An 8544-nucleotide genomic window follows, 5' to 3' on the forward strand; every position below is an offset into this window, starting at 1 on the left:
TATGAGACATATACTTACTATCATTCTATTTTCATTCTTTTCATTCACTGTATTAGCCGCGAATTTTAATACAACCGGATGGAAAACGTATCTTTCTTACAATAACACAAACAGCGTAGAGGAATCGAACGACCAAGTATTTGTGGTAGCGGAAGGATCTCTTTATACGTATGGAAAAGAAGATAATAGTATTAAGCAATATTATAAAGGAAACGGATTAAATGATAATACGATTTCTTTGATCCGCTATAATAAACAAACAAAATCACTCCTTATTATCTATGATAATTCAAATATAGATATACTTGAGGGAGGAGTGGCGACAAATCTACCTTATCTGTCGACCAGTACGTCCATAAGAGACAAACAAATCAATTCAGTATTGGTACATGATGAATATGCCTATTTATCGACAGCATTCGGTATCGTCGTGATCAATATGGCCAAAAAGGAAATAAAGGATACCTACAAGCTTTCCTTAAATATAACATCGTGTGCCATACAGAATGGCAATATATATGCCTCTACAACCAATAAGGCAGAAGTATCTTCGGGGATTATATACGCCTCATTAAAAGAGAACCTACTGGATAAGGCAAACTGGAAGCCCTATGGATTATCAAACCTTTCCGATAGTCATACGATCTCAGCTATCGCTTCATTCAAGAATACCTTGTTCTACTTGGTCAGTCAGCAAGGTATCTTCTATGAAAACAATGGAGAGCTTTCCCGAATAATAAATAGCTCAACCCTAAAATACATGAAAGTAATAGGCGAAAAATTAGCATGTATAGATAACTCAAGGGTTTTCATCGTATCCGATACGCAAAAGTTTGACCAAATAAACTTAAGTATCAATGATATCAGTACCTATCAAGCAGACAAATATTGGATAGCGGAAGGAAGCAAAGGGCTACGTTCTATCCAACGGAAAGGCTCAAATAGTTTTGAGGCTCTTAATGAACCTATCATTTTAGACGGACCTTACAGCAATAGCGCATTCGATATTGTTTGTAAAAATGATAAAGTATATATGATCATAGGAGGTAAAGACCTCCTAAATGGTAAGCGCTTCGACAAAGGAGGTTATATTCTTACATACGATTATGATAAATGGTCTTTTATCGATCCTAAAGAAGCCCAAAAGAAACTCAATTTACCAAGAAATCCACGAGACTATACAAGTATAGCCGTAACGACCGATGATTCTAATGATGAAATCGTATACGCCTCTTCCATGGGTGATGGCGTTATCCAATATAAGAATGGAACTCCCGTCCAGTCATACAATGAAAAGAATGCCTTTAAAGAAACCGCAGGAGGCTATGGGTCCGGTTATTGTTATATAGATGGACTGGCCTTTGATAAAAATGGAAATTTGTGGATGACAAGCTCAGAGGTTAACCATGCGGTACTTGTTCTTGACAAAGCAGGAGCATGGCATCGTTTGGATATCGAACAACTTAGAGGAGTTTATACAATAAACGATATACTTATAACCTCCACTAACGACAAATGGATTTATGTGCCTCGTAACACCCCTAAACTTGTAATGATACCGAATAGCGAGTCTTTAGACGAAGTTTCCTCGTATGAGTTTACTACACTTATTGATACCGACGGAAAAGAATTGACTCCTAGTAATTATACATGCGTAGCCGAGGATAAGGATGGATATATCTGGGTTGGTACGAATCGGGGAGCCGTATATTTCACTAAACCTAGGATCTCTTCCGCTGAGGATAAAGCCGCTACACGTTGTACAAGGGTAAAATATACCAATGAGGAAACTGGCAATCTCGCTTATTTCTTAGATAACGTTGTCGTCACGACCCTAAAAGTAGACGCAGGTAATCGAAAATGGATTGGAACCAAAGGAAATGGCGTCTATGTTCTAGATAATGATAATGAGACAATCGTTTATCAATTTAATACGACCAATAGCCCGCTCCTTTCCGATAACATATACGATATAGAGATAAACGATAAGACCGGTGAAGTTTTTATCGGTACCGATAAAGGACTAAATTCCTATCAAGGAGAAGCTTCGGAAGGTAAATCTGATTACTCGGAGATCTACGCATATCCTAATCCGGTACGTCCCGAACATATGGATAAAGTAACGATTGTAGGATTAATGGATAATTCGAATGTAAAAATCACGGATTTAAACGGAAATATTATTTATCAAACTAAATCCTTGGGGGGGCAAGCTATCTGGAATTGCCGGAACGCAAACGGATCACGTGTAGCGACAGGCGTATATCTTGTACTAGCTTCCACGGAGGAAGCCTCAGAGAGCGTCGTAACAAAAATCATTGTAGTCAAATAGAACAATGAATCAATCAGAGAAAGTTTTACTCAACTCCAGATTAATAAATCAAGTAAAAGAAGCGAATAATTTTGATTTTATTCGCTTCTTTCTTGCGTATTCTGTCATGTTCAACCATTTCAGCACACTGACAGAGACAGATCCTTTTTGGTTTGTTAGCGGAGGATTTCGAGTGAAAGGTTTCTTTATTATTAGTGGATTTCTTGTTATGTTTAGCTTCTTACGTACGCCTAATACCCGGATTTTTTTCCGTAAACGTATTCAACGTATTATGCCCGCCTACAGCTTGACTATTTTATTATGTGCCTTAATCGGATTATTCCTTACCTCTTTATCCTGCAGGGAATACCTCACCTCTTCTAGCTTATACACCTATCTTATCTGTAATTTACTTACATTTAACTTTTTATCACCGGATTTACCCGGCGTATTCGATACCAATCCTTTACAAGCGATGAATGGGTCTTTATGGACTATCAAGGTTGAATTCATGCTATATATCATTATACCCATTATCTATTGGTTACTGAAAAGATACAATAAATTGGTATGCCTACTTCTTATTTATATCTTATCTTTCATCTACTCGACAACGTGTAATTATTTAGATGATATGACACACAACCCTATTTATGAATTCATGAAAAGACAATTCCCCGGACAAATGATGTACTTTTGTTCCGGTATTATCATACTTGCCTATTTCCCTGTTTTTCGAAAATATATGAGATATTTGTTCCCTGTCAGCCTATTTCTTTTATTGGGTAGAGAGTATCTGCTGCTGAGTATTTTCGAGCCTATCGCTCTAGCCTCTATCATTATCACGGTAGCTTATGGATTCAAGTGGTTACATGTATTCAATCGGATGGGAAATTTCTCGTATGGTATTTTCTTGATTCATTTCCCGATCATCCAAATATTCATTCATTACGGACTTGATCGGTATAGCTTTATATTGACATTGGCTCTTACCACTATCCTTAGCACCGGATTGGGTATGTTATCCTGGAAATACATAGAGAAACCTTGTTTATATCATCCTAAAAAGAAAAACCAGATGAACGCAATGATCGGATGATCTGATCTGTTATCTTCTCCGCTCCTTTCCGGTTCGGATGGATAGCATCATAAAAATCCGACGTATCCAATAGCTCCATACAGTCGACGATAAGGATAGAATCAAACATTTGAGTAAACATTCGCAAAGCTCGTTGTTTCTCCGCTACTGTAAAAGCTGTTATATCCGGGTTATACGGCATGACAACCAGACAATAAATAATACCCCTATCCCTAAAATAAACGGAAGAACGCTCTATCAACCTTTTCCATTCAGGAGTAATCTGATATGCCTCGAATTTATTTTCTTCATTCTGTTCTTCTACTTTCCGTTTATAGACAGATTCATTTCTATCAGACATCGTAGAGTTTGGATAACGTAAATCAGAGGTTATAATTCCGGGGATAACATCATCATCCAACTTATTACGCAGATAAGTAGTCAAGCCGGAGAATAAACAATTTCGAGCCACATAATTATAGTATAAATTCGGTTCACTTAAAGTTTTTTCTAAAGCAGGAAGTAATTCACAGGTAAAACCATCCATTTTATATCCATACATATGTAGAGCTACCCGGTTGGGATCATCCAATTCGATCGGGCCACGTAATTGATCTAAATCCACACACTGTACAACTACTTGCACAGAAGATGGTAAATAGGAATAATACAAGGCACTCTCACTCAATCTCTGACCAGTAGAGGTAAGATTATATACACAGGGATTTCCTCGCAACTCTGCTTCTAACTTGTATCCGTTCACACCACTCATACCGCGGCTATTACCTAAAATAACAAGATCCGGACGCTCTTCCGGATTATTTAATGTACTCCATATAAGTCGTGTTCGTACGTAGTCGTTAGGCAATAATCGATAGAGATAGGGAGTGATCTGATTGAACAAAAACAACAAGATCCCCAGAAACAACAGGAATCTTATCATACTCTTTATTTGTTTATGCGTTGGTTTCATACTTGCTAGAATTGAAAATAAATAAAGCTAGAAGCGTTATTTCCGAAGAAATATATACAAAATAAAAGGATCGCATATAAAGTATATCGTATATATATACTTCGTATTTTCCTAATATCAAATCCAAACGGCTGTTTCCGATTCATCCACTCGATCACTAACATACAAGTAATGAAAATAAGCGATAATAAAGCAGAAACATTATTGGCCCCACTTACCTTAGGCACACGGAATAAAGAAGAGGAGAACAGATCATATATATAATCGAGTGCCATTGATATATTCTCAGCCCTAAATAGAATCCATCCGATCACCACGAAGCCAAATGTAACCAACATAGACACAACGTTTGATGGTATCAACCTTATCTTTACATATTTCTTTAGTATCAACAATGCTATACATAGCAAACCATGGTAAACACCCCAAGCCACAAATGTCCAGTTCGCTCCATGCCAAAGACCGCTCAAGAAAAATATGATCAAGATATTCCGAATATGTCTAAAGAAACCATTATGGCTACCTCCTAAGGGAATATATACATAATCTACAAACCAAGTATTCAACGAGATATGCCAACGTCTCCAAAACTCGGCTATATCTAAAGAAAAATAGGGATACCGGAAATTTTGCCTCAACTGTATCCCAAACAACTTGGCTGTACCTATAGCTATATCTGAATATCCGGAAAAATCTCCATAAATCTGGAATGAGAACAAAACGGCTCCCAATAGCAAAGTACTAGCCGGGTAATTTCCATAGTTCCCGAATATGTCATCTACGACCAAGGCACAATTATCGGCTATCAGGATTTTTTTGAAAAACCCCCACATCATTTGTCGTATCCCATCTACAGCGTCGTTATACTCGAAGCTGCGAGGTCTCTCAAATTGTATCAACAGGTTAGTAGCCCGTTCGATAGGGCCAGCCACCAACTGTGGGAAAAAACTAACAAACGCGAAAAAGGAAACGATATCTCTTGTCACCGGCAATTTACCTCTATACACGTCAATCGTATAACTTAAGGCTTGGAATGTATAAAAACTAATCCCGACCGGTAATAAGAGAGAAAGCGTAGAGATGTGCAATGAAATCCCTATATAAGAGAAAGCATCTACCAAACTATCCACAAAAAAGTCGTAATACTTGAAGAAAGAGAGTATCAGTAAGTTAAATATGACATTCGCAACCACGATACCTTTATCGAACCAGCGAGGTATCTTCCCGGCCCTCGCACGTACTTCCTCTATTCCTATCCCACTCAGCCAACTACAGAAAGAGGTAAGGGCTATCAATGCCAAGAACCGGTAATCCCACCACCCGTAAAAAAGATAACTAACTACGACTACAAATAAATTCTGTAGTCGTAGTCGCTTTCCGAAGACAAGCCAATACAATAAAAATACGATTGGCAAATAAATCAAATATTCAATCGAATTAAATAGCATAATAACCGCGAAGATATAATACTAATGCTTTATACCCTCGAACATCTCCGAGCGATCTTCTTTCGCTTGGGTGGATTTGGCCTTGAAACTATTAAATGTCCAACTCAACGTCAACGTGATTTGTGGATATTTGGGTTTGATACGTGTCAGGGAACGTAAATCTGCCGTTTGGATATCGCTGATATATTTGGCGGAACGGAAAATATCCCGGAAAGCTAAGGTGGCGGTTAGTTTTCGGTTACATAGTTGCTGGCGGACGGCTACGTTCGCGTACCAATAAGCGTCCGTACGGCCCTGCGTCGTTACGGAAGGGCCTACAAAACTACCATCCAATTGGATACGGGTGTATTTCCCCAGATTAAACAGGTTATTCCATAGGATATCGTAATTGGTGCTTGAGGTCGTATTTCCACCGGCGGCCTGTTCGTTCTTCACCTTATAATGATAAACGTTTCCGTTGACCGTGGTATTCCACCAACGTACCGGATGCAGGCTGACACTTAGCTCGATACCTGTTGAATAATCATGTCCTACGTTTGACATCGAGTCTAAGGTTACACCGGCTGAATAAGGTACGCGCAACCGCTCGATCTTATCTTTTCGATACCGATGAAAGGCGGTAGCGGATACCGTATTTTCCCCGAAACTCTTCCGGTAGTTCAATTCAAAGGAGTTGATGTACTCCGGACGTATATCCGGATTACCGATCTCGGCCGTATAAAAGTCACGATACGTAATATAAGGCTCCATATAAAAAAGCTGCGGACGTGTGGTACGACGGGAATAGGAAGCCAACAAGCGATGCTCATTCGGGAACGTATAGCCCAAATGCACCGATGGGAAAAACTCAAAACGATTCTTCGTACGATCCGCTCCCTCCACGGAACTTCGCAAGACCGTATGCGTATGCTCTCCCCGAACGCCGGCTTGCGCCTCTAAATTCTTCCACGTATGGGAAAGAATCGTATAAATTGAATTCACCCCTTCTTGAAAATAAAACGTGTTGTAGATATCGTCACGCCAAAAGAACGTTTGTCCCTTGGGGTCCCACCATTCCATATTGTAATCGCCGTCTTCCAAATAAGAATAATATTGGTAACCCGCCTCTAGCTTACCTCCTTTCCCGAAAGGCAAGGCGTAATCCAGATTGATACGCATCGTTTCCCGGTGCTCGGCCTCATAAGCACGGTGCCCTTGTTGGCGTTGCCCTTCCAAAGACATCAAGTCATTAAAGAAATATTCCAACGCATGACCGCCATATTTGTAATAGGCACTACCGGAAAGCTCGTGTCCCTTATCGTTGAACTTATGCTGTACCGCCAGACTTCCCAAACCTATATTCTCATCATTATCATAATCATCTATGCTTCGATAATCTTCCGTCACCGGAGAGCCGCCCGCTACCGAACGGGTTTCCTTATAGTTCATCTCTCCCTTACGCTTATTTCCGCCATAGCCGCCCTCCAGATCCAACGCGATGGTTGTCTTGGGAAGATTCAGGCTCCAACCGCCTTTCATCGTATAATGATAGCTGTTTCCCGTACGAGGCCCGACGGAATGCGAGGTAGTGGTCTGATCGCCCACCACCGTCATCTTCTCTTGGTCGAAATCACTCTTGCGCAACCGGTCTGTCCACTGTCCACCGATGTACCAACGGGAACGCTGATGTTGCTGTGCCAACAAGAAATCGACATGGCGGGAAAGCCACGTACTTCCCGAGAGATTCACCATCCCACTCAATCCCCGCTGGGAATGCTTCTTCGTGATAATATTAATGATACCTACGTCGCCTTCCGTATCATGCTTGGCGGAAGGTGTCGTGATAATCTCTATATTCTCTATATGCCCGGCCGGGACTTGCTCCAAAGCCTGTGTACCCGAGAAGACACTCGGCTTACCATCTATGTAAACCAAAAAGCCGCTGCTTCCACGAAAAGTAACATCGCCTTCCGCGTCTACCCGTATGGAAGGCGTATTCTCTAATATATCCACCGCGGAACCGCCTCCTCCCATCATATTGGAAGAGGCCTCGACCACTTTCTTATCCAACTTATAAACCAATTGGCGTTTCTCGGCCACTACCTCCACTTCGGCGATACCTACCTCCAAGGGACTCATCATCAACTTACCTAAATCCACCGGAGACGAGGCATCCAAGATGATATCATTCTTTGTAAACACATCATATCCCATCAGACGGACCATGACCACATAATTACCCGGAGCCACCTTAGTAAACGAGAAACGTCCTTGATCGTCCGGAAAAGTCTGTTGCAAAGGTTTTTCACTTCCCATCGCAAACAGAAAGATATCCGCATAATTAATCACTTGATTCGTAGAGGCATCTATTAACTGCCCCTTAATACGGGCATTCGGAGAAGAAGCCCACGAGAGCGCACAAATCACCCATAATAAGGCCAACATTAGTCCTATCTTTTTCATGATATTGAGAATTACAATTAGATTTCTACGCAAAAGTAACTAAATTCAGAATGTTACGGTAATTAATAGCGATCATTCTTGATATATTCTTTCCCGGGATCGTCCGAGTTCGAGTAGCGAAGCAAATGGTTTCTTCCTAGGGAAACAAAAGTTTCTATATGGGAAAACAGAAGTTTCTTCAGTATAAAACTTTAGTTTTCTTCTATGAAAACAAATGTTTCCTATGTGTAAAACTTTTGTTTTATACCATAAAATGTCTTTTCCTGATTTATCTAGACACTTTTTTTGTTTA

General features: G+C 40.2%; 6 protein-coding genes. 2 read left to right on the forward strand and 4 right to left on the reverse strand.

Annotated elements, in window-relative coordinates; all coding sequences use genetic code 11:
* Position 1 precedes the first annotated feature (1 nt).
* Both DW205_RS17840 and DW205_RS17845 read left to right on the forward strand, forming a co-directional pair.
* Complete coding sequence (locus DW205_RS17840) at positions 2-2332, forward strand: T9SS type A sorting domain-containing protein (RefSeq protein ID WP_005863751.1); 2331 nt, start codon at positions 2-4, stop codon at positions 2330-2332.
* Positions 2333-2336: 4 nt separating this feature from the next.
* Entirely contained in the window at positions 2337-3410 is a 1074-nt protein-coding gene (locus tag DW205_RS17845) for an acyltransferase (protein ID WP_005863748.1), read from the forward strand.
* Here the strand turns inward: DW205_RS17845 and DW205_RS17850 are convergent.
* From DW205_RS17850 to DW205_RS22610, 4 genes are all read right to left on the reverse strand, one after another.
* The gene (locus DW205_RS17850) at positions 3373-4332 is read right to left on the reverse strand and encodes a hypothetical protein (RefSeq protein ID WP_005863746.1); all 960 of its coding nucleotides are present in this window, start codon (positions 4330-4332) and stop codon (positions 3373-3375) included. The genes DW205_RS17845 and DW205_RS17850 overlap by 38 nt on opposite strands.
* 35 nt (positions 4333-4367) lie before the next feature.
* Positions 4368-5810, reverse strand: a complete 1443-nt coding sequence (locus DW205_RS17855) for an MBOAT family protein (RefSeq protein WP_005863744.1) — start codon at positions 5808-5810, stop codon at positions 4368-4370.
* Positions 5811-5831: 21 nt separating this feature from the next.
* Entirely contained in the window at positions 5832-8252 is a 2421-nt protein-coding gene (locus DW205_RS17860; protein WP_005863742.1) for a TonB-dependent receptor, read from the reverse strand.
* Between the two features lie 72 nt (positions 8253-8324).
* Positions 8325-8544 (reverse strand): hypothetical protein (locus DW205_RS22610; protein ID WP_233523157.1); only part of this gene is annotated, 220 nt, incomplete at its 5' end.

Source organism: Parabacteroides sp. AM17-47 (genome assembly GCF_003434625.1).
GTDB lineage: Bacteria > Bacteroidota > Bacteroidia > Bacteroidales > Tannerellaceae > Parabacteroides > Parabacteroides distasonis.

Excerpts from the sequence above, each read along its gene's own strand:
- DW205_RS17855 (WP_005863744.1), bottom strand. The coding sequence starts at position 5,810 with ATGCTATTTAATTCGATTGAATATTTGATTTATTTGCCAATCGTATTT.
- DW205_RS17860 (WP_005863742.1), bottom strand. The coding sequence starts at position 8,252 with ATGAAAAAGATAGGACTAATGTTGGCCTTATTATGGGTGATTTGTGCG.
- DW205_RS17845 (WP_005863748.1), top strand. The coding sequence starts at position 2,337 with ATGAATCAATCAGAGAAAGTTTTACTCAACTCCAGATTAATAAATCAA.
- DW205_RS17850 (WP_005863746.1), bottom strand. The coding sequence starts at position 4,332 with ATGATAAGATTCCTGTTGTTTCTGGGGATCTTGTTGTTTTTGTTCAAT.
- DW205_RS17840 (WP_005863751.1), top strand. The coding sequence starts at position 2 with ATGAGACATATACTTACTATCATTCTATTTTCATTCTTTTCATTCACT.